Source organism: Acinetobacter sp. 16 (assembly GCF_033439925.1).
Lineage (GTDB): Bacteria > Pseudomonadota > Gammaproteobacteria > Pseudomonadales > Moraxellaceae > Acinetobacter > Acinetobacter junii.
This window is the reverse complement of record NZ_CP137746.1, coordinates 3233583-3257761: the sequence shown is the minus strand read 5'-3', so window position 1 is coordinate 3257761 and position 24179 is coordinate 3233583. Positions and strand designations below refer to the sequence as shown.

Genomic DNA, 24179 nt, shown 5'->3' with positions numbered 1-24179 from the left:
TTTCAAGAGGTTTTTTATGCATCATACGCGTCGTATTTTACTCGCATTTTCATTAGCTGCTTCTGCAGCATCGGTTGCCTTTGCAGATTATCAAAATATCACTCAAACTACGGGTGATGACCGTTTAGAAGAATTATCAAAAACACTTGCTCAAGGTTCTTATAATCATCCAGATGATATAGATCTACCAGCAGTTTCAAATGTATCTGTTCAGTTGCGTGAAAAGACGATTGAATTAAACAACGCAATGATTGAAAAGAAATATGGCCGTTCGGCAATTTCTACTCCGAAAGAAAAATCTACATCATCATTTTCATCAAATACGGGTTATTCTTGGTTAGTGAGCCATCCGTTGGAAGAGGGTCGTGTAAGTTCATCTTGGGGAACTCGTACTTTACTCGGTTCTACTCGTCACCATTCAGGTATTGATCTTTCAGCACCATCTGGAACTCCGATTTATGCAACCGGTCCTGGCGTTGTAACAAAATCTGGTTGGGGTTCAGGTTATGGACAATACGTTGAAATTGATCATGGCAATGGATATATCACACGCTACGCTCATGCTTCGCGTTTAATCGTAAATGCTGGTGATCGAGTGAGTGCAGGTGAACACATTGCAAATGTAGGTTGTACTGGTCGTTGTACTGGTCCGCATTTACATTTTGAAGTTGTTAAAGATGGTCAGCGTAAAAATCCATCAACATACTTAGCGATGCTGCCTTAAGTCATTTGTATAACATTTGTATATTAATTCTGAGAAAATCGCCATTATTGGCGATTTTTTATGTCTTTTGTTTTATTTAGGTCAATGACTATTTAGTGAGAAAATATTAAGGCATTTTGTATTCATTTGGGGCGATACCTTTATGAAGCCAAAACATGATAAAAATAGAACGTCAAAATAACTTAAGGGAAAAGGTGAATTGTATGGCGTTTTATGGCGACTCTGACGCGCAAGAAACCCAGGAATGGCAAGAAGCATTTGATTCAGTATTACAACACATGGGCACAGAACGCGCTGCTTTCTTACTAGAAAAACTATATCAACGTGCGATTGCAAAACATGTGCCGATCCAACGCTTAAATACACCTTATCTCAACACGATCTCAGTTGAAGAACAACCAGCAATGCCAGGCGATCAAGACATGGAGCGTCGTATTCGTGCCTTGATTCGTTGGAATGCACTTGCAATGGTTTTACGTGCAAACAAAACAGGTGATGACTTAGGTGGTCACCTTGCTAGTTTCGCATCTTCTGCGACGTTATATGATGTTGGTTTTAACCATTTCTTCCGCGCTGCCTCTGATAATTTTGGTGGCGACATGATTTACTACCAAGGTCACTGTGCACCTGGTATTTATGCGCGTTCTTTCTTGGAAGGACGTTTGAATGAAGAGCAACTTAATAATTTCCGTCGTGAAGTGGGTGGTAATGGTCTCCCAAGTTATCCTCATCCATATTTGATGCCTGACTATTGGCAATTCCCTACCGTATCGATGGGTCTTGGTCCAATCATGTCAATTTATCAAGCTCATATTCAAAAGTACTTGATGAATCGTGGTTTGATTAAAGAAGAGAATCGTAAAGTCTGGGCATATCTTGGCGATGGTGAGATGGATGAGCCAGAAAGTACTGGTGCAATTTCACTTGCGGGGCGTGAAAAGCTTGATAACCTGATTTGGGTCGTGAATTGTAATCTACAGCGCCTCGATGGTCCTGTACGTGGTAACGGTAAAATTATTCAAGAATTAGAATCTTTATTCCGTGGTGCAGGCTGGCGTGTCATTAAAGTAGTTTGGGGTCGTCATTGGGATCCACTACTTGCTCAAGATACTTCAGGCGCTTTAAAAGCGGTCATGGAAGAAACTGTTGATGGTGAGTACCAACGCTATCAAGTGAAAGGCGGTGCGTATACGCGTGAGAAATTCTTTGGCAAGTACCCAGAAGCTGCAGAACTGGTAAAAGATTTAAGCGATGAAGATATCGATAATCTGAACCGTGGGGGTCATGACCCATACAAAGTTTTTGCTGCCTACGCAGAAGCAATGAAAGCCAAAGGTCAACCAACCGTTATTCTTGCAAAAACGGTTAAAGGTTATGGTTTGTCTGAAGAAATTGAAGCGGTGAACAAAACTCACCAAATCAAAAAAATGCAGATCGACTCTTTGAAATATGTGCGTGACCGTTTTAACTTGCCATTTACAGATGATAAGTTAGAAGAGCTTCCATTCTACCGTCCAAGTGAAAACTCTCCAGAAATGAAGTACATGAAAGCACGTCGTGAAGCGTTAGGTGGTTACCTACCTGCACGTCGTAAGGAAAGTACTTCTTTGCCAATACCTGAACTGTCAGTATTTGATGCCGTATTAAAAGGCAGCGGTGGAAAAGAGCAATCAACGACGATGTTGATGGTACGTTTGATCTCAGCTTTGTTAAAAGAAAAAGCTATCAAAGATCATGTTGTCCCAATCGTTCCAGATGAGGCTCGTACATTCGGCTTGGAAGGTATGTTCCGCCAACTCGGGATTTATGCCGCACACGGACAAAAATATACCCCTGAAGACAATGAACAGCTCATGAATTATCGTGAAGCGAAAGATGGTCATATGTTGCAAGAAGGGATTAACGAAGCTGGTGCGATGAGTGCTTGGGCTGCGTTAGGGACTAGTTATTCAACCAATAACTTACCAATGATTCCGATGTACATGTATTACTCAATGTTTGGTTTCCAACGTATTGGGGATATTGCATGGGCGGCAGGTGATGCACAAGCGCAAGGCTTCTTGTTAGGTGCAACTGCTGGACGTACCACTTTAAATGGTGAAGGTCTACAGCACCAAGATGGTCATTCTCATATCTTGGCAGGTACGATTCCAAACTGTGTTTCTTATGATCCTTGTTTTGGTTATGAACTTGCGGTGATTGTGCATGACGGCTTGAAACGCATGTATCAAGATCAAGAGCGTGTGTTCTATTATTTAACAGTGATGAACGAAAACTACGAACATCCTGAAATGCCTGAAGGTGCAGAAGAAGGCATTAAGCGTGGTATGTATTTGTTGCAGAAAGATGAGCAAGCAACGGTTCAACTATTAGGCTCAGGTGTCATTTTACGTGAAGTGATCAAAGCAGCAAAAATACTTCGTGATGAATATCAGATTCATTCAAATGTCTGGAGTGTGACGAGTTTCAACGAGCTAGCGCGTGATGGTATGGCATGTGACGAATATAATCGTTTACATCCATTGACTGAGACAGCAAAAGAATCTTGGGTATCTCAGCAATTACGTGATACTGACGGTATTGTAGTTTCAGCTACGGATCACATGCGCGTTTATAGTGAGCAAATCCGAGCATATTTACCAGACAATCGCCCATATGTCACTTTGGGGACAGATGGTTATGGTCGCTCAGATACTCGTGCTAATTTGCGTAGCTATTTCGGAGTTGATGCGGCACATATCGTGGTTGCGACTTTGAAAAAATTAGCCGATGAAGGTGAAGTGGAAAACCGTTTAGTAAAAGATGCAATCTCATCATTTGAGTTAGATACAGATCGTCCAGTTGCATGGGCACCACAGGCGCACCCGCAAGTGCAAGCTGTGGCTGAATATCACGAAAACCAAACAGGTGAGGGGAACTAATCATGCAAATCCAAGCACCTGATATTGGCGTTGATAAAGCTTTGGTCGCCGAAATTTTGGTAAAAATAGGTGATCGAGTTGCTGTAGAAGATGGCCTTTTAGTTCTAGAGTCTGATAAAGCGACGGTAGAAGTTCCAAGTACTGCCGCAGGTATCGTGAAAAGTATTTTGGTTAAGCAAGGTGATGAAGTTACTGAAGGTGTTGCTTTAGTTGAACTGGAAGCAGAATCTCAAGCAACGGAAAGTCGTGTTGTCGAAACAGCTCAAGTTGAAACTCCGAAGGTAGAAACTCAATCTGAACAGATTGAAACTCCATCTGCACCTGTCGTTAACCAATCTGCGACTTCGACGCAAGTTGTGGATGTAAAAGTTCCAGATATTGGTGTTGAAAAAGCTTTGGTTGCCGAAGTTCTTGTAAAAGTTGGCGATGAAATTGAAGTTGAACAAAGTATTGTCGTTGTTGAGTCAGATAAGGCAACGGTCGAAGTTCCGAGTTCAGTTGCAGGCGTAGTTGAAGCGATTCAAATCAAAGAGGGTGACAGCATTAAGGAAGGAGTGGTGTTGATTCAGGTCAAGACCGCGAGTGCTGTAGTACCATCTGAACCGCAAGTAGCTCCAGCTCAAACAGTAGCAACTACAGAAGCCTCAGCTGCAACTAATAGCTCAACAGGTAATGTTGAAATTGAAGTACCTGATCTAGGTGTAGAAAAAGCACTTGTTTCAGAAATTTTGGTCAATGTTGGTGATCGCGTTAAAGCTCAACAAAGCTTATGCGTGGTTGAGTCAGATAAGGCATCTGTTGAAGTTCCAAGCTCGGTTGCGGGAATTGTGAGAGCAATCCATGTGTCAGCCAATCAAGAAGTTCGTCAAGGCATGGGTTTGGCAACGATAGAGGTGAGTGGTCAGGCTGCTGCTCAAGTAGCACCAAAAACTCAACCAACTGCTACTGAAGCTGCACCAGTAAAACCACAGACGGTAGCGACAGCAGCACCGAGTGCGCCAGCGCAAGCTGAGAAGCTGACCAAAGAGCAAGAAGCTGACAATGCCAAAGTTTATGCGGGTCCAGCGGTACGTAAATTGGCGCGTGAACTCGGAGTAGTCCTTGGTCAAGTGAAAGCCTCTGGCGAACACGGTCGTGTGATGAAAGACGATGTTTTTGCTTATGTAAAAACGCGTTTAACTGCACCACAAGCTGCTCCTAGTACACAGGCTGCACCTGTCGCTTCAGGCTTGCCATCATTACCTGATTTCACTGCCTTCGGTGGTGGCGAAGTAAAAGCAATGACACGTTTGCAACAGGTCTCTGTTCCGCAATTGTCATTGAATAACTTCATACCACAAGTAACGCAGTTTGACTTGGCTGATATCACTGAGCTTGAAGCATGGCGTGGCGAACTGAAAGATGGGTTCAAAAAACAAGGAATTAGCTTAACTATTTTAGCGTTCATCGCGAAAGCGGTTGCTCACTTGTTAAAAGAAGAACCTTATTTCGCGGGTCATTTGGCAGATGATCAAAAGTCAGTGTTGTTGCGTAACGAAATTCATATGGGTATCGCAGTCGCTACACCTGATGGTTTAACAGTTCCTGTACTGCGTAATCCAGACCAAAAATCCATTAAGCAAATCGCGATGGAACTGGCTGAACTCAGTCAAAAAGCGCGTGATCGTAAGTTATCACCGAAAGATTTGCAAGGTGCCAACTTTACCATTACGAGCTTGGGTAGTATTGGTGGAACTGCATTTACGCCTTTAGTGAACTGGCCTCAAGTCGCAATTTTGGGTATCTCTCCAGCAACCATGCAACCTGTATGGAATGGTAAAGATTTTGATCCACGCTTAATGTTGCCATTATCGTTGTCATATGATCATCGAGTTATTAATGGGGCTGATGCGGCACGCTTTACCAATAAATTGACCAAGCTATTAAAAGATATTCGTAGTTTATTGCTCTAACGAATAATTGATTTAAGAATACCTCGCTCAGGCGGGGTTTTCTTTTTATTGAATATAGAAAAACGTTACTTTATTTGCTATCAATTTGAAAATGAGCAATGAGGGAATCAAGCACTGAATTTGAGGTGGAGAAATGTTTGCGATTTATAGAGTCATGTTGCCATTATTGCTGCTAGTTTCTGTGCTTATGGGATTATGGGTGAGCTTTCTGCATTTTCCATCAGAGTGGGTGCTTTATATTGTGATGGGGATTGAACTATTAGTCGCAACCATTGTGATGGCGATGGAATATCAGGCACAAAATTTAAATACGAGCAGTGGTTGGGGTGGTTTTAGTTTTGTTGGTATAAGTGTTTATTTAGCTCTGCTATTAGGTCTGGTTCGATTGTTAATGTGGAGTTACCAAAAATTTTGGACTTAAAGATTCAAAACAATAAAGTTCTTTGATAGAATAAAAACACTTCATTGGGGAGTAGCCGCTCTTTACGCAAAGTAAAGAGGTGATGATCAACATAATTGTTCAACAGAACATGGTCATCATAGCAAAGAACCAAGAACAGCTATTTAGCTGTGCTTTTGTTGGCAAGACCTTTGATTTATCACTCTGCATCAATCTAATTGATTTTGGCTAGCAGGAGGGGTAGATCATCGGTATATATTGCTAGCCAGAGCATTCAATTATGTATGAATTTCTCATCTCTACTTCGATCGTTGCCCTTGCTGAAATGGGTGATAAGACACAATTACTCGCTTTATTGTTAGCAGCACGTTTCCGAAAACCTGTTCCAATCCTCATCGCAATTTTATTAGCAACCACGATTAACCACGGTATTTCTGCTGTTTTTGGTCAATGGATTACGACCGTTCTCAGTCCTGAAATTTTGATTTGGATACTTGCACTTGGTTTTATCGGGATGGCGATCTGGATGTTGATCCCTGATGAACTTGGTGATGAAACAGAAAGCATCAATAAATGGCAGAGATTTGGAGTATTTGGCGCGACCTTTATTTTATTTTTCTTGGCCGAAATCGGTGATAAAACCCAAATTGCAACTGTTGCCTTAGCCGCACGTTTTGACAGCGTATTTTGGGTCATGTGTGGTACTACTGTTGGGATGATGCTTGCAAATGCCCCAGCAGTATTTATTGGTAATAAGTTGGCTGATAAATTACCAATCTCTTTAATCCATAAAATCGGTGCAGCGATTTTCTTGGTGGTAGGTATTTCAACCTTAGTTCAGCATTATTATTTTGCTTAATCTTATTCAAACATGCACCTGTTGTTGAGCAGGTGCATTTTTTATGTCGAGAGAAAATTAATAATTAAACTTCACTGTAAAATTAATTTGGCGTGGATTGCCTAAAGTAACCAAGTTCTCGTTGAGCGCACCAGCATAATAATCTTTATCAAACATATTGCGGATTGCCAGTTGAGCACCCCAGTGTTTGGCATCATAACCTGCCTCAGTATCAAACAAGGTATAGCTTGGAAGATCGATCGCTAAACCATTGACACTTTTTTTACTTTCACCGCGAAAGCTAGCGCCTACATACCAACCCAAATTTGAATTGGGTTCAAAACGATAGCGTGTAGATAAGCTATAACTGTGCTCTGGAACATTATCTATCGTTAATCCGATATTTTCAGCTTGAGTATCTTTACTTATTTCTGCATCAGGCGTGTAGGTATAGGCAGCAGTAATTTTGAGTTGATCAAATAAATGAGCTGCAAGCTCTGTTTCGATTCCACGTGTCAGTTGTTCACCACGTTGTACTTTAAAACCTGTGTTGATTGGATCAGTCACGGAAACATTTTGGCGACGTAAATCAAACCAAGCGATACTGCCTTGAATGCGTTGATCTGGACTTTGTAGTTTTAGACCTACTTCAATTTGCTTGCCTTTCTCGGGTTTAAAGGCATGGTCATGGAAATCCGTACCACTTACAGGTAAGAATGAGGTTGCATAACTCACATAAGGTGCAGCGATTTCATTGATGCTGTAAAGCAAAGAGGCATTACCTGTAAATGCATTCTCAGATTGGGTTGTTTCGGTATTTTTAACTAGATTTTGAGTGGTTGTTTCAGTCCAGTCATGTCGCCCCGCGAGATTCAAAACCAGCTGATCATTCAATTCGATTCGATCACGAAGATATAAACCTGTATATCTGAGACGATTGATATCATGGTTGGTCGGTATATCTGGGCAAGTCACCTTGGTATTGTATTCAGGTTGATAGAGATTCAAATTACCCACTGTACAACGGTTATTGATGTAATCACTTTTTTCTTGCATGGCATCAACTCCCACAGTGATTTCATGTGAGGTATTACCGAAATTTAATGTTTTTAGCAGTTGATTATCGATAGAAAAATTTAGGTTATCGACATCTTGATAACGCCCTTGTCGTTGGATCGTGGTGTAATCAATTTTACCTTCTTCGTTTTTTGCCCAAAAGTTTTTACCTGTTGCAGCAAATACTGCGGGTCCAAGCATTTCTGTTTTTTGCACTGCAAAGTTTTGTTTAAATTGCCAATCATTTTCAAAACGATGCACGAAATTATAACCTACACGATAGACATCGGCCTCATAAGCGCCATGTGATGGTTCACTAATCAATAGTTTGGAATTCAATGCGCCATTTGGATTATTTAATAATGTACCTAAGACTGGTAAACCTTGTTGTCGTAGATATTCACGATGTTGATAGCTGGCAATCACTGATAAATCGGTTTTATCGCCTAAATCAAAATTATAAGAAGGTGAGATATAGTAGTTTTTAAAATAAACAAAGTCAGTCGGATCATTTTGATCAGAGATGCGACCATTTAAGCGAAAAGCACCTTTCTCACTTTCATTCGGACTGTAGTTGATATCGAATGTTGCTTGCTTGAGTTGATGAGAGCCGTAGGTGAAAGCGCTGCGGTAAAAGCTCTCGGCTTGTGGGCGTTTGGTGACCATGTTCACCATGCCACCAGGTTGAACTAAACCAAAGTTAACCGATGCAGGTCCTTTTAAAATTTGAACTTGATCCATACCTGAAATTTCAGTAGCAACAAAGGTACTTTGACCTTGACGTAACCCATCAATAAAGACCTGATCAGACGAAGTTTGCCCACGAATAATAAAATCATCCCAACCCCGTCTTCCGAATTGCCCTGAGACGACCCCTGCAACACCATTTAGGGCTTCAGCCAAAGTTTGAGCTTGTTTTTGTTGTAATTGTTCTTGGGTAATCACCGTAACAGACTGTGCTGTTTTAAATAATGGCGCATTTGATTTCAAAGTGGATGTTGCTTGTGTCGCCACATAATCATTTTTTTTATCTTGTTGAGCTTTGATGGAAATTGTTGGAAGGATATTGCTTTGATCTTCAGTTGCATAAGCAGCGCTTGTTATATAGCTCAAAATAAAGGTTGCAAGTAAAGTGGGGCGCGTAAAGAGCATAGAAATTTCCAAGAAAGGGCAGATTAATAAAGATGCTAATGAGAATTATTATATTTTATAGCTTAGGCGTGCTAAATCCAATAAATAAATCGAAAAAGAATTTTTTAAAAATTACGATAAATATCCAACATTCGATTGAAACATGAACTTAATCCCATTATTTTATTATGGAATTAAAATAATTCATATTTAAAGATTTTTTATGGGGTTGCTATGAGCTTTGAAAGGACAACATCACAGATATTATTCGATAATGGTCAGCATAAATGTATTAGTTTTACCAGTTTGGTAAAAGGTGAGGGAATTCAAGCCAACCAGTTTTTAATTATTGATCATGATCGTGCAGCCGTCTTAGATCCAGGTGGTGATTTGACTTATGTCCCGCTCACGATGGAGCTTAATCGCTATACCAAATTGAAGAATCTAGATTATGTGATGGCTTCGCATCAAGATCCTGACATTATCACTTCGATGCCACGTTGGTTGGTCTATACCGATGCTAAAGTCGTTGCATCTAAGCTATGGGCACGTTTCTTACCCCATCTCAATTCTGCTTTTATGAGTGATCGAATGAAAGGCAATTGGGAAGAGCGTTTGATTGAACTCCCTGATACAGGTCAAGTTATTCCTTTGGGAGAGTCGGCGATTATTGCAGTTCCTGCGCATTTCTTACATTCAGTCGGGAATTTTCAGTTTTATGACCCAACTGCAAAGATTCTTTTCTCAGGTGATATGGGGGCATCAATTGTTGAAGATGCCAGTCTGCCGATAGTCGACTTTGAAGCGCATATTAAAAAAATGAAAGGCTTTCACCAACGTTATATGTGTTCCAACAAAGTGATACGTTTATGGGTCAATATGGTTCGTCAAATGGATATTGATATGATCGTTCCACAGCATGGCACGGCATTTGTCGGTAAAGAAATGATCAATCAATTTCTTGATTGGGTTGAAACACTTGAATGCGGTGTTGATCTGATGAGCGAATACGTATTTAGCTGCCCAACAACCTAATTTGGATGTAGGTGATTTAGCAAAATCGACGCATGATTGCATAAAAAATTTATAGGCAATATTGTTTTTCAGAATGACTTTTTTTAGGATTCTCGTTGCAAAGGAATTGGTTTTGATAACGAGAATTTTAAAAAAATGTTGTCTCAAATTGCAACGCCAGATGCATGTATGACTTGTGGTGCATGCTGCGCGAATTATCGAGTTTCATTTTATTGGGCTGAAGCTGAATATATCCCTGAAACTATGGTTGAACCACTCACAGCTATTTATTCTTGTATGAAGGGAACCAACCAATCACAGCCCAAATGCATTGCTCTTGAAGGTGAGGTTGGAACGCGTGTGAGTTGTTCGATATATCATGCTCGAAGCACAACTTGTAAAGAAGTGAAAATTGCGGATGAACAATGCAATAAAGCAAGGCTCAAATACAATCTGATCCCGTTGATAGATATTGAACAACAAGACTCAGAAAATAATGAAGATTATGATCAAGTCTGTTGATTGCGATAGCTTAAATTGAGTTTTTGAAGCAGTTGATATATCGATCAACAGCTTTTCTCAAATAATTTTCATCATAGAAAATGAAAATCACCCTGAAATTTGTTTATAATAGCTCACGGAATTTACCAGTGAGATTGTTATGCTGACCATCGTTCAAGAAGCGTTAACCTTCGATGATGTCTTATTACTTCCTGCCTACTCAACTGTTCTCCCAAAAGATGTCTCCTTAAAGACACGTTTAACTCGCGGAATTCAACTTAATATCCCTCTTGTTTCTGCTGCAATGGATACCGTGACTGAATCACGTATGGCGATTGCGATGGCGCAAAATGGCGGTATCGGTATTTTGCATAAAAACATGGATATTGCCGCACAAGCTGCGGAAGTACGCCGTGTAAAAAAATTCGAAGCTGGAATGGTGAAAGACCCAATCACAGTAACTCCTGAAACGACAGTTCGTGAACTTATTGCAATTACTCAAGCCAATAATATTAGCGGTGTACCTGTTGTAAAAAATGGCAAAGTTGTGGGTATTGTCACAGGTCGTGATACTCGTTTTGAAACCAATCTTGAACAACCAGTGAGCAATATTATGACGGGTCAAGACCGTCTAGTGACTGTTCGTGAAGGTGAGTCGAAAGAAAATATTCAAGCTTTGCTACAAAAGCACCGTATTGAAAAAGTCTTAGTTGTTGGTGAAAACAATGAACTCAAAGGCTTAATTACGGTGACTGACTTCCGTAAAGCGGAAAGCTATCCAAACAGTTGTAAAGATGACCTTGGTCGTTTACGCGTTGGTGCAGCAGTTGGTACAGGTGCTGAAACACCTAGCCGTGTTGAAGCCTTAGTTGATGCGGGTGTTGATGCGATCGTCGTTGATACTGCACATGGTCACTCAGCTGGTGTGATTGAGCGTGTACGTTGGGTTAAAGCAAACTATCCACAAGTTCAAGTGATTGGTGGAAATATTGCAACGGGTGATGCTGCATTGGCGTTACTTGATGCGGGTGCTGATGCTGTTAAAGTTGGTATTGGTCCAGGTTCGATCTGTACAACACGTATTGTTGCTGGTATTGGTATGCCGCAGATTTCGGCAATTGATAGTGTTGCCAATGCACTAAAAGATCAAATTCCATTGATCGCAGATGGCGGTATTCGTTTCTCTGGCGATATGGCAAAAGCAATTGGTGCAGGCGCAAGCACAATTATGGTGGGTTCACTACTTGCAGGTACTGAAGAAGCACCTGGTGAAGTTGAATTCTTCCAAGGTCGTTACTACAAAGCTTATCGCGGTATGGGTTCATTGGGTGCAATGGCTGGAGCAACTGGCTCTGCTGACCGTTATTTCCAAGACTCTAAAGCGGGTGCTGAAAAATTAGTACCAGAAGGTATTGAAGGTCGTGTTCCTTATAAAGGTCCTATGGGTAACATCGTACACCAAATGATGGGCGGTTTACGTTCTTCTATGGGTTATACAGGTTCATCTGTAATTGAAGATCTTCGCCAAAATGCAAAATTTGTGAAAATTACTTCAGCAGGTATGTCTGAATCACATGTGCATGACGTTACGATTACAAAAGAAGCGCCGAACTATCGTGTTGGTTGATTTTTCGTAATTTTACCGATAGAAAAACCGTCAGTTCGCTGACGGTTTTTTCGTTTTGGTGTAAAGTGAAACGGGTAAAAAAGCTATGACCAAAGGTCATATAAAAGATAAGAAAGTGAGTAAAAGATGAGCTATTTTGGAACTGATGGAATTCGTGGCAAGTTTGGACAAATGCCCATTACTCCTGAGTTTGCATTAAAATTAGGTTTTGCTGCGGGCAAGGTGTTGAAACGAAACAGTCCCAAAAATAAACCGATTGTTGTTTTGGGGAAAGATACGCGATTATCGGGCTATATTTTGGAAGCCGCTTTGCAAGCAGGTTTGAATGCAGCAGGAGTGTATGTTCACTTACTAGGTCCATTGCCGACACCTGCGATTGCGCATTTAACACGTGCCCTCCATGCCCATGCGGGTATTGTGATTTCTGCTTCACATAATCCTTATTTTGATAATGGAATTAAATTCTTCTCGAGTGAAGGCAAAAAGCTACCAGATTGTTTGCAAGAAGAAATCAATCAAGAATTAGAAAAAGATTTGATCATCGAGGATACAGCTAATTTAGGTAAAAGTGTTCGTGTCAAAGATGCCAATGGTCGTTATATCGAGTTCTGCAAATCAACTTTTCCATATCACTTCGACTTAAGTGAATTAACAATTGTGGTCGATTGTGCAAATGGCGCAGCCTACAGCGTTGGACCTTCTGTATTCCGTGAGTTGGGTGCGAAGGTAATTCCATTATTTAATGAGCCAGATGGTTTAAACATCAATGAAAACTGTGGCTCAACGCATCCTGAACTATTGCAGAAAGCCGTTGTAGAGCAACAAGCAGATCTAGGTATTGCTTTTGATGGTGATGCAGATCGTGTCGTGATGGTTGATAAACACGGTCAATTGGTTGATGGTGACCATATTCTGTATATTCTGGCGACTCAAGCAAGTCATAAACCTGCGGGTATTGTGGGTACAGTGATGAGTAATATGGCACTTGAACTGGCTTTAGCAAAAGCAAATGTCAATTTTGTACGTGCTAAAGTTGGTGACCGTTATGTATTACAGGCACTTGAAGAAAATAATTGGGTGATTGGTGGTGAGCCATCTGGTCATATCTTGACCCTTGATAAGAGCACGACAGGCGATGCTATTATTGCTGCATTGCAAGTGCTCACTGTCATGGTAGAGCAAAGTAAAGCTTTGCATGAATTGGTTGAAGATTTTGTTTTATTCCCTCAAGTGTTGGTAAATGTTCGTTTGCAGCAAATGCTCGACCCATATTCTATCCCAGCCTTAGTTGCTGAATTTGATAAAGCCGAAAAACAACTTGAAGGTCGTGGACGTATTTTGATTCGTAAATCAGGTACTGAGCCTGTGATTCGTGTCATGGTGGAAGGTGATCAATTGGAAGAAGTTGAAGCCTTGGCAAATCACTTAGCAGAAGCGGTCCGAGCTCAAGCACAAGCTGCTTAAAAGGTGACAAGAATGAACGATGTTATTAAAGATTTGAGTGAACTACGTTTAAGCTATGAGCAAGGTGAGTTGCATGAGTCTCAAATCAGTCATGATCCTCATCTTCAATTTTTAAACTGGTTTAATCACGCCTTAGCTGCAAATTTGCATGAACCGTACGCAATGTCGTTGGCAACAGCTAATCGACTAGGTCGACCACATGTTCGTACGGTTTTACTCCGTGGAGCGACTGAAAACGGATACGATTTCTACACCAATTACGATAGTCAAAAAGGTTTGGATCTCGCGGAAAATCCATACGCTGAGTTATTGTTTTATTGGCCGAGTTTGGAACGACAAGTGCGGATTAGTGGAAAGGTGACTAAGATTTCTGAACAGGAATCAACCGACTATTACCATAAACGCCCACGTGACAGTCAGATTGCAGCACATATCAGTACACCTCAAAGTGGTGTGATTGCTGATCGTGAAGCATTACAGTCTCGTTTTGAGGACTTGCAGCAGCAAGTGGGCGATCAAGAGGAGCTTGCTAAACCTGTATTTTGGGGCGGTTATCGTTTAGAAGCAGATTATTATGAGTTTTGGCAAGGTCGACCAAATCGTTTACATGATCGTTTGAGTTATGAAAGAACAGATCAGGTTTGGGTTGTTCAACGATTGATGCCATAAATGACAAAAATTCAAATTTTAGAAAGACCATTACTCACACGCCCTGAACAGTTTCAGGGCGTGCCAACGTTTATTGCCGAGATTTTGGCACGACGTGGTGTTGCCTCAGAGCAAGAACTAGAACTGAAGCTTAAACATCTGCTTGCACCCAATCTAAAAGATTTGGATCGAGCTGTAGAAATCATTGATCAAGCAATTGATCGTCAATTACAAATCGTGATTGTGGGAGATTATGATGCTGATGGTGCAACCAGTACGGCTTTGATGGTTCTCGTACTTCGAGAGATGGGAGCAAGAGTTGAGTATCTTGTTCCTGATCGATTTAAATATGGTTATGGTTTAACACCTAAGATTGCAGAGTTAGCAGCCCAGACTTATCGCCCAGATTTATTGATTACCGTTGATAATGGAATTTCAAGCCATGCAGGTGTTGAGGTCGCTCAAGCACTGGGGATGCAGGTGATCATTACAGATCATCACCTGACCACTAAGCCAAAACCAAGTGCGGAAGCTGTGGTTAATCCTAATCAGTTGGATTGTGACTTTTCGAGTAAGTCACTGGCGGGGGTTGGCGTTGCTTTCTATGTCTTAGCAAAATTGGCAACTCACCGTAGTCAGCAAAATAAAAGTACTAGCAAAGTGTCTCAATACTTGGATTTGGTTGCTTTAGGTACTTATGCGGATGTTGCAAGTTTGGATTATAACAATCGTATTTTGATTGATGCAGGTCTAAAACGTATTCAGCAAAACCAATGTCGGGCAGGTATTCTCGCGCTACTTGACGTCGCAGGTCGAGAGGCTTCAACTTTGCGAGCACAAGATTTGGGTTTCGTCTTAGGACCGAGAATCAATGCTGCTGGTCGTATGGAAAGTATGAGAATTGGGATCGAATGCTTACTCGCGGAGGATATGGCAACAGCTTATCCACTGGCACAGCAACTCAATCAGTTAAATGTTGAGCGACGCCAAGTTGAAACTGAAATGAAGCAACAAGCATTAATTGCTTTGCAAAACGTTCAACTTGAAACAGATCAAATTCCGCCCGCTATCGTGATGTATGACGAACAGTGGCATCAAGGTGTAATTGGGATTGTCGCTGGACGTTTAAAGGAGCAGTTTCATCGTCCGAGTTTAGTTTTTGCCCCCGATGAAGATGGTATTCATATTAAGGGATCTGCACGTTCTATTGATGGGATTCATATCCGCGATATGATTGAACATGTCGCAGAGCAATATCCGCATCTTGTGACTCATTTTGGTGGGCATGCAGCGGCAGCGGGTTTGACGCTCAAAAAAGCACATTTTAATGAGTTCAAACAGCTATTTATTCAGACAATTGCTGAAATGGATGCTGAATTGTTTCATGCAACGATTTGGACAGATGGTGAATTGCCTGAGAACGCTTTAGATCTATCTACAGTGGATTGGATTGAACAAATGGGCCCATGGGGACAAAAATTTCCATTTCCACAATTTCAAGGAACATTCAAAGTCATTGATTATCGCTGGTTGAAAGATCAGCATCTCAAGTTAAAACTTTCACTTGGTACACAGTCGATTGATGCAATTGCATTTAATGCGGTTGACCGTTTTGAGTTTAATCCAATGCAGGGTTTTGTTGATTTGGTCTATACCTTGGAGCGTAATGTTTTTAATGGAAATGTCAGTCTACAATTACAGGTTGTGCATTTAAAACAATAAAAAACCGCTCAAATTTGAGCGGTTTTTAGAAAGATTAGTAGCGGAATGTGCCGTTAATTCCATACGAGTTCGCGCCGTCGATCCCTGTATAACCAACACCCACAGCAAATGTTGGAGTAAAGAATTTTTGCGCACGAATGCTGAAAATGGTATCTGCATCTTCAGCGGTTGAATCTGCGAATGCAATTCCGACACTGAGTGTTGGGTCTAGATAGAGATCAGCAGCTAAACGATATGTTGTCTCATCACCTATATAGCTCTGAGCTTCAAAATTGGTGTAATAACCTGCAATAGGTGAAACATATTTAGCACGAAGCGTAATCGCAGTGTCTTCATCGTCTTCGCCTGTGATAGCGACTGCATTTGAATAAGTTGTGATAAAGCCATATTGAGCAGCTTGAATAGGATCAAAACTTTTCGATAAATCTGCGACACCTACGGCAAGTAGCATCCCATGTGTTGGAAGAAAGCCTACTTCAGCCGAATAACCATTGCCATCATCACTCGCAAATTTGTAAGACTCATTATAGCTCTTTGCAATCGCTTCTATGTCGGTTCTATGCAGACTTCCTGAGATATAGAATTGCGTGTTGGGAATATAAAATTCACCATTAAGACCGATAGAGTTGAACTCTTGTTTGAAATCTACGTTTATTTGCGGTATTCCGCCAAAATTCACAAAAGAATAAATACCTGATTCTTCTGCATAGGTATAACCTAAGCCAATGTTTGATGTTTTATCTAAGAATGCCGCTTCCGCTAGTGGAGCATTACGTGTTTGAACTGGGTTAAAATAATATTTACCGTTTACACTTGCGGTATTAACGCGATGGCTATCCATTTCGCTGTTTTTAATATATGTATATTCATAAGCACCCATAAGCTGAGTTTGGTATGCATTTGCATTTAAACCGATGCAAGATGTTAATAGTGCAGTAATAAGACTTAATTTTTTCATAAAAAAACCTGACCCCTTTTTAAAATAATACGTGCTATTAATAAGTTATTGCGCGATGTAGTGTAGTGATATTTGAAAACACGTCAATAATGCTTAAATGGACAGTAAAATTTTATTGATATTTTTTTCGACCCATTGGTTTGAGACTTAATTCTTTTTCTATGTACTTTTATCTAAGAAATTAAAAAAAGCCCTGATCTTAAAGAGCAGGGCTTTTGTCTTTTCGTATGAAGTGATGTTTAGTCACTTTCTTATTTAGAAGCGATATGCACCACGGATACCATAGGTATTGTAGTCATCACCAAAACCAACACGACCTTCTAAACTTACTTGTTGATTTAGGAATTTCTTCGCAGAAATACCCCATTCATCACGTTTTGTGAGGTCATTGTTGTAGTAATCTGCACCGACACTTAAGGTTTTGTCGAGATAGAAGTCACCTTTAACACCGTACTCATCTAAATCACCAAATGCACCATAAGCTTCCAGGTTGACATCATTCGCTCCAACCTGAGTGACGTATTTAGCACGAACTGTTGGGTCAGCGCCATCTTCACCATCTTTCTCATCGTATCCTTTAACACCAAGTGCAAGTAATAAACCTGGTGCTGGTAAATAACCTACCTCAGCACTATAAGTTGTTACTTTTTGATCGATTGGCAGGTTGTCTACTTCAAGTTCGTCACGACCTAAATTACCGCTTAAGTAAAAGTCACTGTTCGGAACGAAGTATTCAACACCAACACCGTATTGCGAGTTCTTCACACCGTCATTGTCGGCATAATTCACTTTTGCATTTACATTACTAGAGCGGTTCAAGAACGCTGCTTCAGCAAGAGGTGCATTACGTGTTTGGACTGGATTAAAGTAATAAGTCCCATCTACACCAAAACTATGTGTACTATCGAACTGATCCCAATCTGTATAAGTATATGAACCACCTACTTCAGCTTGATACGCATGTGCAGTACCTGTTACTGCCAAAGCAGATAAAAGTGCTGATGCAATTGCTAATTTTTTCATGGTTACTCCCCTTTGAGATAATGAACCAATTGAATGTTAATTACATGTTTTGTTACAACTCTCAGTCTAGTTAAAAACTTTAGCGGGTCAATCAAAGGAAAGTAATCAAACTGTACGAATGTATTTTTTTTGTAAAATTTGCAATATAAAATATTGATTTATAACTAGTATTTAATAATGTTTTGATTTATTAAAACTTAGGAGAGATTGTGTGTTTAGGTAATTTTCGTGTATTTAAGCAACAATCTTGTCGCTAGATGTTTCAAAGTACGATTACTTTGTTTCAATATTTCTGATAAGTAAATAGTAAATCTATAAGAAAAACACTTTAAAAGGTTATGGCTGTGTCGCATAAAGCACTTATGTTAAAATATTAGGTTAGGTGAAAATTTGTGAGAACAGACGCGTGGAAATCAATCCGTATTTAATCCAATTGAAAGATTTATCTGATCGTAGCCAAACACTACGGGGGTATCTTTGACTACGATCTAAAAGCAGAGCGTTTAGAAGAAGTTTTAAGAGAATTAGAAGACCCTGCGATTTGGAATGACCAAAGTCGTGCGCAAGCAATTGCAAAAGAAAAGGGCAGTTTAGAAAATACTTTGGGTGTATTTGATCGTCTTGCAGAACAGTTAGATGATGCAAAAGCGATGCTTGATCTGGCTGTTGAAGCCGATGATGAAAGCTTACTTGAAGATGTGCAAGCAGAATTAGATAGCGCTGAACAAGCTCTTGGGAACCTCGAATTCCGTCGTATGTTTAGTAATCCGATGGATCCAAACCCATGCTTCCTTGAAATCCAATCTGGTTCGGGTGGTACAGAGGCACAAGACTGGGCTTCGATGTTATTACGTATGTATATGCGTTGGATCGAGCGTCATGGTTTCAAAGCAGAACTGATGGAAGTTTCTGATGGTGACGTGGCGGGTATTAAATCAGCGACGATTCGAGTTGATGGTGAATTTGCTTATGGGTGGTTACGTACAGAAAGTGGTGTACACCGTTTAGTTCGTAAATCTCCATTCGATAGTAATAATAACCGTCACACTTCATTCTCTGCCGTATTCGTTTCACCAGAGATTGATGACAATATCGAAATTGATATCAATCCATCAGATGTCCGTACGGATACCTATCGTGCATCAGGCGCGGGTGGTCAGCATATTAACAAAACTGACTCAGCTGTTCGTCTGACTCACGCGCCAACAGGTATTGTGGTTGCATGTCAGAACCAACGTTCACAACATGCCAACCGTGACCATGCGTGGAAACAACTACGTGCCAAACTCTATGAGTTAGAAATGAACAAGCGCAACGAAGCAGCTCAGGCGCTCGAAGATTCTAAATCGGATATTGGCTGGGGAAGTCAGATTCGCTCTTATGTACTTGATGACTCACGTATTAAAGACTTGCGTACAGGTGTCGAAAACTCCAATACAAAAGCTGTGCTTGATGGGGACTTAGACAAGTTTATTGAAGCGAGTTTAAAACAAGGTCTGTAAGTTTTATCCAATAAAAATGGCAATCTCGTTCAGCTCTCGACCCTTAATCGAAAAAATATGATATTAATATCGAAAAAAATAGATATTAATATTTATAAAATTCGATATACTGGGTCGAGATGCTGAACAAAGCTTTGCCTGTTGAGAAACGTGGTGAGTCTATGGATATTGATGTTATAAGCAAAGCCTTAGCCAATCCGTTGCGTCGACAGATTTTGCAATGGCTAAAAGAGCCTGAGCAATTTTTACCTTTACAAGAATGTGGTGGCAGTTTCGAACGCGGCGTATGTGCAGGACACATCGAACGTTTAGGAAAGGTTGCTCAATCGACCATGTCAAATCATCTGTCTGTATTACAGCAAGCAGGTTTGATTAAGGTTGAGAAATATGGGCAATGGTCATATTTTACGCGTAATGAAGCTTTGATTCAGCAATACATCGAACATTTAAAACAAACACTTTAAAGTAACAAGTGTAAGTTGAGGCGATTATGGCTGAGTTAAATTCTGCATTGCAAGTCGGTGACTTTACAATCAAGAACCGTTTGGTTTTAGCACCGTTAACAAGAGCACGTAGCGGTGAACAACGTATCCCAAATGATCTGATGGTTGAATATTACCAACAACGTGCTAATGCAGGTCTGATTATTACTGAAGCGACTGTGATTAGCCCGAAAGCGGTAGGATATGCCAATACCCCAGGTTTATGGTCACAAGAACAAGCGCAAGCTTGGAATAAAATCGTAAAAGCCGTGCATGCGCAAGGTTCAAAAATTGTTGTTCAGTTATGGCATGTAGGACGTATTTCACATCCAGACTTATTAGATGGTGATACACCTGTCGCACCAAGTGCAATCCAGCCAGCAGGGGAAGTGAGTTTACTTCGTCCGAAACGCCCGTTTGTGACACCTAGAGCTTTATCGCACGAAGAAATTCAAGAAATTGTAGCTGAGTATAAACACGCTGCTGAACTTGCAAAGGCTGCAGGTTTTGATGGTGTTGAGCTGCATGCTGCCAATGGATATCTAATCGATCAATTCTTGCAAAGTAAAACCAATACTCGCGAAGATGAATACGGTGGTTCAATTGAAAACCGTGCACGTTTGTTGTTGCAAGTCGTTGATGCATTTATTGAAGTATGGGGGGCAGGTCGTGTCGGTGTACATTTAGCGCCACGTGCTGATTCTCATGATATGGGTGATGATAATCCATTAGCAACTTTTGGTTATGTCGTTGAGCAATTAGATCAGCGTAATGTTGCGTTTATCTTTACTCGCGAGTATGAAGCTGAAGATAGTTTACAACCAAAGTTGCGTCCTAAATTCAAAGGTGCTTGGATTGCCAACGAAAAATTAACGCCAGATTCAGCCAAGCGTATTTTAGCGACTGAACAGGCGGATGCAGTTGCATTTGGTTTAGCATATATCGCAAATCCTGATTTATTCGAGCGTTTGGAAAATGATCTACCGCTTAATCAGGTTCAATTCGATACCTTGTATGGTCCGAGTACCGAAGGTTATACGGATTATCCTGTTTTTGAACAACTCGAAGCTTAAGTTGTTTTTAGAATTACTCATGTCATTTACCAAAATGGCATGAGTTTTTTTTTGAAATTCCGCATAATGTGCTGAAATCAAATCGAAATATATGGTCTAGGATGGCGCAGGAAATCGCAGCACAACAAACACCATTTTGGTATAACATTTTATTGGCTTGTCTCAAGCCTTTATACCGCTGGAAAATAAAACAACGTGCTGAAAGCGAAGAGCTCTTTCAACAAGAATGCCTTGAGCGTTTTGGACCATTTCAAACGCCAAAAAACCTGCATACGATCTGGTTCCATGTGGTTTCTATAGGTGAAACCAATGCTGCACAACCTCTTATCGAGCATTATTTAAAATTAGGTCATCCTGTCTTAGTGACCAATACCACAAAAACGGGACAAGCCCGTGCCAAATCACTTTTTCTTAAAGCACCCTACTTAGCGTTATTTCAAGCTGTATATTTGCCTGTTGATCAAAAACCATTACTCAAGCAATTTTTTGATTTGTATCAGCCGAAGCTACTCGCTTTAGTTGAAACTGAGATTTGGCCAAATTTAATTGCCCAAGCGAAACAGCAACAGATTCCATGTATTTTGCTTAATGCACGTCTTTCCGAAAAATCCGCCAAAGGCTATGCCAAGGTGAGTCGACTTACCCAAGCCATGTTGCAACAATTAACGTGGATGTTGACGCAAGATCAAGCGACACAGCAACGCTATGTGGATTTAGGATTAGAGAAAGCCAAAAGTCAGGTTGTTGGAAATATTAAATTTGATATTAGTGCTCCAACCTCCTTTATTGAGCAAGCTGAACAGTTAAAACAGGAATGGCAGTTAGAGAAACGCCAAATTATTACTTTAGCCAGCACACATGCACCTGAAGAAGAACAGTTACTTAAACAGTTACAGCCACATTTAAATTCAAATCCTCATTTGTTGTGTATCGTTGTACCACGTCATCCAGAGCGTTTTGATGAGGTAAATAAGATCTGCCAAACCCTGAATTTAAATACGCAGCGGCGTAGTCTTAAACAAGAGATTACAGCGGATACACAGGTATATCTTGCAGATAGTATGGGTGAGATGTGGTTATGGTATGCATTAAGTCAGGCATGTTTTGTCGGTGGTTCACTCAATGAACCAGGCGGTGGGCACAATATCTTAGAACCAATGGTTTTAGATGTGCCCACTGTGATTGGTCCTCGCTATTTTAATTTTCAAACGATTGTCGATGAGTTTGTGACTGAACAAGGGATCTTTGTTGCTGAAAATGCTGAACTAGTTATACAAAATCTGATGAGTTGCCTAAATCATCCAGAGCAAAGCCAGCGATTGATTCATCAAGCTGAATTGGTGTTGCAACGCAATAAAGGCTCATTGCAAAAACATATTCAATTAATTGACCATTATTTAGCGCAACGAACTGCTTCATGAATATCGTTTTACTGGACGCGAACCAAGATTGCTCAAGTGATATTTGGTCAATCGAGGATCAACGTCAAATCAAGCACTTGAATCAACATCTTCAATTAAAGGCTGGAGATACTTTAAAGGTCGGCGTTCGTGATGGTCAGCGTTATCTCACTGAGGTGCAGAGTATTACAGCACAGCAGATTATGCTAAGACCCATTCAAACAGAAAGTGTGCCGAACAAAGTTCCTGTGCATTTGATCTTGGCTTTACCTCGCCCCAAAGTGTTGCGACGTATGATTATGGATGCGGTGACGCTAGGTGTGGAACGCATAAGTTTGATTCATAGCTATCGGGTTGATAAAAGTTATTGGCAAAGTCCTTTTCTGCAACAACTCGATGATTATGTGACACTCGGCTTAGAGCAGGCTGGCGATACGATTGTTCCTGAAATTCAACTCTACAAACGGTTTAAACCTTTTGTTGAAGATGTCTTACCAACTTTGATCTCAGAGCAAAGACCTGCTTATGTCGCACATCCTTATGCAGAACAATCGATGCCCCATGCGATAGCTCATGGCTGTAATTTAATTGTAGGGCCAGAAGGTGGGTTTATACCGTACGAAATTGAGTTACTCAAAAAAAATGGTTGCCAAGCAATGAGTCTAGGCAACCGAATTTTGCGAACTGAAACAGCGGTGTCGAATATCTTAGGTCGTTTGTTTGTCTAAATTTTCGGTGTTATCTGATTGATCACCGCGATAGACTTTGACTTCTTGCACAGGGTAAGGAATCGAAATCCCTTTCTCATCAAAAGCCGTAACAACCAATTCTTGAATTTCACTGATCGATGCAGAGGTCGATGTCTCGGTGGTGTTGACCCACCAACGCACGGTTAAATTAATTGAGAAATCCGCCAAAGCAGTGACATTTACAGAAAAAGCAGGCTGACTGAGTACAGTCATATTATTATTCAGGATATCCAGAATAATTTTCTTAGCCTTTTGTATGTCATCTTCATACCCAATTCCTACAACAAACTCGCAGCGGCGACGTTGATACGCACTGTTCACAATAACAGCGCTGGTATATACCGTCGCGTTTGGAATCACGATGCGACGACCATCGGGAGAGCGTAAAAATGTTGCACGAATTTGGATATCTTCAACATTTCCTTCCAAACCATTGACTACGATATCGTCACCGATACGGAAAGGTTCACTGAGCAAGATTAAGATTCCTGACAGTAAGTTTTGGAAAATATCTTTAAAGGCAAAACCAATTGCTACCGAACCAATTCCAAGAGCACCAATCAATTGACTCGGTGTAAAACCTGGAATTGCGATCACAAGTGCGATTAGGAAACCAAAGAAAATAATAAAGGTACTTCCGACACGGTTTAATACCAACACCAAATTTTGACGCGTGTAAGTTCGATTTTCCAAGGTTTTACGAATAAACAATTTAAATAGTTTGGTCAGTAACCAGAAAATGATAAAAACGACCAAGGCAATACAAATATAAGGAACACGTTCCCAGAAACTGTCCATGATCTTATCGATGGTCGTATATGCATCTTGATATTTTTCAGTGTGTGCCAATACAGTTTGCGTTGTTTTGGCACCTGCTTGGTGAATCAATTCGCCAGTATCTTTTGCGACATCAGTCAATGTCGGTTGTTCATTTGCCACAAGAAAATCTCTATTTCGCAAAGTTGGGTGTGATGAGGAACGCAATCATAATAAA

Annotated in this window: 20 protein-coding genes and 1 riboswitch; of the genes, 16 read left to right on the top strand and 4 right to left on the bottom strand. The window is 40.6% G+C overall.

Features of this window, described 5'->3' with window-relative positions:
* The first annotated feature begins 16 nt into the window (after nucleotides 1-16).
* The 5 genes from R2H34_RS15790 (at nucleotide 17) to R2H34_RS15770 (ending at nucleotide 6856) form a co-directional block, all read left to right on the top strand.
* On the top strand, nucleotides 17-724 hold the full coding sequence (locus R2H34_RS15790) for a M23 family metallopeptidase (RefSeq protein ID WP_004909910.1): 708 nt from the start codon (nucleotides 17-19) through the stop codon (nucleotides 722-724).
* Between the two features lie 203 nt (nucleotides 725-927).
* Entirely contained in the window at nucleotides 928-3645 is a 2718-nt protein-coding gene (gene aceE / locus R2H34_RS15785; RefSeq protein WP_004964934.1) for a pyruvate dehydrogenase (acetyl-transferring), homodimeric type, read from the top strand.
* Nucleotides 3646-3647: 2 nt separating this feature from the next.
* Nucleotides 3648-5597 carry a 2-oxo acid dehydrogenase subunit E2 gene (locus tag R2H34_RS15780; protein ID WP_042891089.1) on the top strand — a complete coding sequence of 650 codons (1950 nt, stop codon included), beginning with the start codon at nucleotides 3648-3650 and terminating at the stop codon, nucleotides 5595-5597.
* Between the two features lie 133 nt (nucleotides 5598-5730).
* The gene (locus R2H34_RS15775; protein ID WP_004909902.1) at nucleotides 5731-6018 is read left to right on the top strand and encodes a hypothetical protein; all 288 of its coding nucleotides are present in this window, start codon (nucleotides 5731-5733) and stop codon (nucleotides 6016-6018) included.
* Between the two features lie 34 nt (nucleotides 6019-6052).
* A riboswitch (yybP-ykoY riboswitch) is annotated at nucleotides 6053-6193 on the top strand.
* A gap of 84 nt (nucleotides 6194-6277) precedes the next feature.
* On the top strand, nucleotides 6278-6856 hold the full coding sequence (locus tag R2H34_RS15770; protein ID WP_004951316.1) for a TMEM165/GDT1 family protein: 579 nt from the start codon (nucleotides 6278-6280) through the stop codon (nucleotides 6854-6856).
* Nucleotides 6857-6913: 57 nt separating this feature from the next.
* On the opposite strand, the gene R2H34_RS15765 is transcribed toward R2H34_RS15770, so the two are convergent.
* The gene (locus R2H34_RS15765) at nucleotides 6914-9043 is read right to left on the bottom strand and encodes a TonB-dependent siderophore receptor (RefSeq protein WP_087539941.1); all 2130 of its coding nucleotides are present in this window, start codon (nucleotides 9041-9043) and stop codon (nucleotides 6914-6916) included.
* Nucleotides 9044-9256: 213 nt separating this feature from the next.
* Between R2H34_RS15765 and R2H34_RS15760 the strand changes: the two genes are divergently transcribed.
* The 6 genes from R2H34_RS15760 to recJ all read left to right on the top strand — a co-directional run bounded on the left by R2H34_RS15760 (nucleotide 9257) and on the right by recJ (nucleotide 15998).
* Nucleotides 9257-10057, top strand: coding sequence for an MBL fold metallo-hydrolase (locus R2H34_RS15760; RefSeq protein ID WP_318342347.1), 801 nt, complete (start codon nucleotides 9257-9259; stop codon nucleotides 10055-10057).
* A 135-nt stretch (nucleotides 10058-10192) separates the two neighbouring features.
* Complete coding sequence (locus R2H34_RS15755) at nucleotides 10193-10558, top strand: YkgJ family cysteine cluster protein (RefSeq protein WP_004909895.1); 366 nt, start codon at nucleotides 10193-10195, stop codon at nucleotides 10556-10558.
* Between the two features lie 139 nt (nucleotides 10559-10697).
* Nucleotides 10698-12164 carry an IMP dehydrogenase gene (gene guaB, locus R2H34_RS15750; protein ID WP_087539944.1) on the top strand — a complete coding sequence of 489 codons (1467 nt, stop codon included), beginning with the start codon at nucleotides 10698-10700 and terminating at the stop codon, nucleotides 12162-12164.
* Between the two features lie 126 nt (nucleotides 12165-12290).
* On the top strand, nucleotides 12291-13628 hold the full coding sequence (glmM, locus tag R2H34_RS15745) for a phosphoglucosamine mutase (protein WP_005403400.1): 1338 nt from the start codon (nucleotides 12291-12293) through the stop codon (nucleotides 13626-13628).
* A 12-nt stretch (nucleotides 13629-13640) separates the two neighbouring features.
* The gene (pdxH, locus tag R2H34_RS15740; protein ID WP_004909891.1) at nucleotides 13641-14297 is read left to right on the top strand and encodes a pyridoxamine 5'-phosphate oxidase; all 657 of its coding nucleotides are present in this window, start codon (nucleotides 13641-13643) and stop codon (nucleotides 14295-14297) included.
* Complete coding sequence (gene recJ, locus R2H34_RS15735) at nucleotides 14298-15998, top strand: single-stranded-DNA-specific exonuclease RecJ (RefSeq protein ID WP_004964921.1); 1701 nt, start codon at nucleotides 14298-14300, stop codon at nucleotides 15996-15998.
* A gap of 34 nt (nucleotides 15999-16032) precedes the next feature.
* On the opposite strand, the gene R2H34_RS15730 is transcribed toward recJ, so the two are convergent.
* Together R2H34_RS15730 and R2H34_RS15725 are read right to left on the bottom strand one after the other, a co-directional pair.
* The gene (locus tag R2H34_RS15730; protein WP_004964918.1) at nucleotides 16033-16956 is read right to left on the bottom strand and encodes a putative porin; all 924 of its coding nucleotides are present in this window, start codon (nucleotides 16954-16956) and stop codon (nucleotides 16033-16035) included.
* Nucleotides 16957-17211: 255 nt separating this feature from the next.
* Nucleotides 17212-17979 (bottom strand): putative porin, encoded by a 768-nt coding sequence (locus R2H34_RS15725; RefSeq protein ID WP_004909885.1) that lies wholly within the window; start codon nucleotides 17977-17979, stop codon nucleotides 17212-17214.
* 406 nt (nucleotides 17980-18385) lie between these two features.
* Here R2H34_RS15725 and prfB point away from each other — a divergent pair.
* The 5 genes from prfB to R2H34_RS15700 all read left to right on the top strand — a co-directional run bounded on the left by prfB (nucleotide 18386) and on the right by R2H34_RS15700 (nucleotide 23164).
* Nucleotides 18386-19481 (top strand): peptide chain release factor 2 gene (gene prfB / locus R2H34_RS15720; RefSeq protein ID WP_108565294.1). Its coding sequence is split into 2 segments (ribosomal slippage): nucleotides 18386-18457 and nucleotides 18459-19481, totalling 1095 coding nucleotides; the frame shifts between segments, so codons are not numbered across the junction.
* Between the two features lie 161 nt (nucleotides 19482-19642).
* Nucleotides 19643-19945, top strand: a complete 303-nt coding sequence (locus R2H34_RS15715) for an ArsR/SmtB family transcription factor (RefSeq protein WP_087539956.1) — start codon at nucleotides 19643-19645, stop codon at nucleotides 19943-19945.
* Between the two features lie 26 nt (nucleotides 19946-19971).
* On the top strand, nucleotides 19972-21036 hold the full coding sequence (locus R2H34_RS15710; protein ID WP_087539947.1) for an alkene reductase: 1065 nt from the start codon (nucleotides 19972-19974) through the stop codon (nucleotides 21034-21036).
* A 101-nt stretch (nucleotides 21037-21137) separates the two neighbouring features.
* Nucleotides 21138-22457: a 3-deoxy-D-manno-octulosonic acid transferase gene (locus R2H34_RS15705; RefSeq protein ID WP_087539949.1), complete on the top strand. Its 1320-nt coding sequence runs from the start codon at nucleotides 21138-21140 to the stop codon at nucleotides 22455-22457.
* Nucleotides 22454-23164: a 16S rRNA (uracil(1498)-N(3))-methyltransferase gene (locus R2H34_RS15700; protein WP_005403393.1), complete on the top strand. Its 711-nt coding sequence runs from the start codon at nucleotides 22454-22456 to the stop codon at nucleotides 23162-23164. Before R2H34_RS15705 ends, R2H34_RS15700 begins: the two co-directional genes overlap by 4 nt.
* Here the strand turns inward: R2H34_RS15700 and R2H34_RS15695 are convergent.
* Nucleotides 23144-24124: a mechanosensitive ion channel family protein gene (locus tag R2H34_RS15695; protein WP_005403392.1), complete on the bottom strand. Its 981-nt coding sequence runs from the start codon at nucleotides 24122-24124 to the stop codon at nucleotides 23144-23146. The genes R2H34_RS15700 and R2H34_RS15695 overlap by 21 nt on opposite strands.
* Between the last annotated feature and the right edge of the window lie 55 nt (nucleotides 24125-24179).